Raw genomic sequence first — 2,803 nt, forward strand, 5'->3', positions numbered from 1 at the left:
TGCCATACGCGATCACGCTGGCGCAGGGATTGCCGGAAGGGTCGAAGATGGACTGGATCATCGAAAAGGCAGTGGAATTGGGTGCTGCCGCGATCCAGCCGCTTGCGGCGCAGCGTTGCGTCACGCGACTATCGGCCGAGCGGGCTGAAAAAAAAATGTTGCATTGGCAAGGCGTGATCACTGCCGCCGCTGAACAATGCGGCCGCAATCGCCTGCCGCAACTGGCGGAGCCGGCAAACTTCAGCACTTGGCTGACGCGAAAGGAATTGCACCACCGCATCCTGCTCACGCCGCGGGCGGAACAGTCGTTGTCGGATTGGGCGCGACACCATCCGCCGCAGGCAGTTACCCTGCTGATTGGACCGGAGGGCGGATTTACCGATCAGGAGGAGGAGCTGGCCCTGTCTGCCGGCACCCTGCCCCTGTCCATCGGTCCGCGTGTTCTGCGTACCGAAACCGCCGGGCTGGCCGCTCTTGCCGGATTGAATGCGCTTTGGGGTGAAATGTGAATACAGATCAAACAACATCCTGATTCCCGCACACCCGATCCGGAGCTCCTCTATGGTGGAGCTTTCATCGTTCAGGAGTCATGCATGGGATATCTCGACCCCTCAGTCGGCGCGTCCGGCGGCGGACAGCCGCATTTGTTCAATACGCAAACCAGGCTGCTTCAGGCAGCCCTTTCATTGCTGGCCAACAACGGCCAGACCGGCGGCCTTTCCGGCCTGACCGAGCGTTTCCAGATTGCCGGCCTTGGCAATGTAATGCAGTCCTGGATCAGCCAGGGTCCGAACATGCCGATCTCCGGCGACGAGATCGAATTGGTGCTCGGCGACGGCCACCTGCAGCAACTCGCCGAAGAAACCGGTCTGCCGCAAAACCAGGCAGCCCATCAACTCAGTGAAATGCTGCCCGACCTGGTCGACCGACTGACGCCGAACGGCAAGGCACCACATGGCGGACTGGGCGATCTCGGTTTCCTTCTTGGCGAATTCATGGGCAACCAGAAATAGTGTCGAAAACGTCCGATCCTTCGGAGTTGCCGATCCGGCATGGTTTCCATGACAATGGAAACCATGCAATGGATTAAACAACTTTTCTCGCGCAGCAAACCATCGATTCCCGATCCGCTCTGGCAGGCCACCATCGCGCGCCTGCCTTTCTTGCATTTCCTGGGGTCGCAGGATCTGGCGGCGTTGAAGCACTTGTGCGAACAATTGCTGGACAAAAAGACAATGACCGGGGCCGGCGGGCTGGAGCTGACCGACGACATTGCCGTCATGATCGCTGCACAGGCCTGCCTGCCGGTGCTGCACCTGACGCTCGACCTGTACGACGACATGGCCGGCATCATCGTCTATCCGGCGGAATTCGTGGTTCCGCAGGCGGAAGTGGACGAGGCGGGGGTCGTGCATGAATGGCGCGAACCGGTTTCCGGAGAGGCAATCGGAGCCGGCGGCGCCGTGGTGCTGTCGTGGCAGGATGCGGACGCCTTCGATGTGCCCGGCTATAACGTGGTGATCCATGAATTCGCCCACAAGATCGACATGGGCAATGGCGACGCCAACGGATGTCCGCCGTTTCTTTCCGCTTTTCATCGCGACATCGGGTTGCAGGAATGGAAAGAGGCGTTTTCTTCGGCGTACGACGATTTTCTATCTCGCGTGGAATCGCTGGATGCGGGGTTGCCGGAAAACTTTGACCCGGACGATCCGCACCACGCTCAACATTACGATGAACTGTTCGCGTCATTGCCGCTCGATCCCTACGCGACGCAGAATCCCGCCGAATTCTTCGCCGTCGCAACCGAAGCGTTTTTCGTGCAACCGACACCATTGGCGCAAGCGTATCCACGGGTATATGACTTGCTTTCACGCTATTACCGCCAGGATCCGATGATTAGCCGCGCCTGACGGCAGCTGAACATTCGGCGTCCTCCTGTTGCAATCGAGAAAAGCAGCGGAAAGCATTTATAATTCAAGGTTTTGCGATCAGACTGATTCCCCCAGCATGAAGGTATTCCGCGGACTTCCCAATGCCGCCTCACGCGCCCCTTGCGCGCTGACCATAGGCAACTTCGATGGCGTGCATCGCGGCCATCAGGCGCTGCTCGCGCGCGTCCGGGAAGCCGCCGACCGCCTCGGGGTGGAGGCGGCGGTAATGACCTTCGAGCCGCACCCGCGTGAATTCTTCGCCCGCATGGCGGGTGATCTTTCCAAGGCGCCGGCCCGCATCGCCAGCCTGCGCGACAAACTGCAATCCCTTTCCAATGCTTGTGTCGACCGGGTGATCGTCGAACATTTCAACGCGCATTTCGCCTCCATGTCGCCGGAGGATTTCGTCGAAAAGGTGCTGGTGGATGGCCTGCATGTGAAATGGCTGATGGTGGGTGAAGATTTCCGCTACGGCGCCAGGCGGGCAGGCAATCTGCAGACCTTGATCGCGGCGGGCAAGCACTACGGCTTCCACGTCGAAGCGCTGCCGGCCGTCACCAGCGACGGCACAAGAATTTCCTCTTCCGCGGTGCGCGCCGCACTGGCGGAAAGCGATTTCGAGCGGGTCGCCACGCTGCTCGGCCATCCCTACTCCGTCTCCGGCCATGTCATTCACGGCAAAAAACTGGGCCGAACCATCGGCTTCCCGACGATGAACCTCGCCGTGACGCACAAGCGCCCGGCGCTGTCCGGCATTTTCGTGGTGCAGGTGCACGGCCTTTCGGACAATCCTCTGCCAGGCGTAGCGAGCATCGGCGTCCGGCCCACGGTCGAAGACAGCGGGCGGGTGCTGCTGGAAACCTATGTAT

4 protein-coding genes are annotated in these 2,803 nt (G+C 60.4%); all 4 read left to right on the plus strand.

Annotated elements, in window-relative coordinates; genetic code table 11:
- Positions 1-509: 16S rRNA (uracil(1498)-N(3))-methyltransferase (locus VGU61_RS17120; RefSeq protein WP_326860418.1), on the plus strand; the 509-nt coding region annotated here is incomplete at its 5' end.
- A gap of 84 nt (positions 510-593) precedes the next feature.
- A complete protein-coding gene (locus tag VGU61_RS17125; RefSeq protein ID WP_326860419.1) occupies positions 594-1,013 on the plus strand; it encodes a YidB family protein in 420 nt (139 codons plus the stop codon).
- 63 nt (positions 1,014-1,076) lie between these two features.
- A complete protein-coding gene (locus tag VGU61_RS17130) occupies positions 1,077-1,913 on the plus strand; it encodes a M90 family metallopeptidase (RefSeq protein ID WP_326860420.1) in 837 nt (278 codons plus the stop codon).
- A 97-nt stretch (positions 1,914-2,010) separates the two neighbouring features.
- The coding region (locus VGU61_RS17135) for a bifunctional riboflavin kinase/FAD synthetase (RefSeq protein WP_326860421.1) at positions 2,011-2,803 on the plus strand (793 nt) is incomplete at its 3' end.

The organism is Noviherbaspirillum sp. (assembly GCF_035944575.1).
Classification (GTDB): Bacteria; Pseudomonadota; Gammaproteobacteria; order Burkholderiales; family Burkholderiaceae_D; genus Noviherbaspirillum.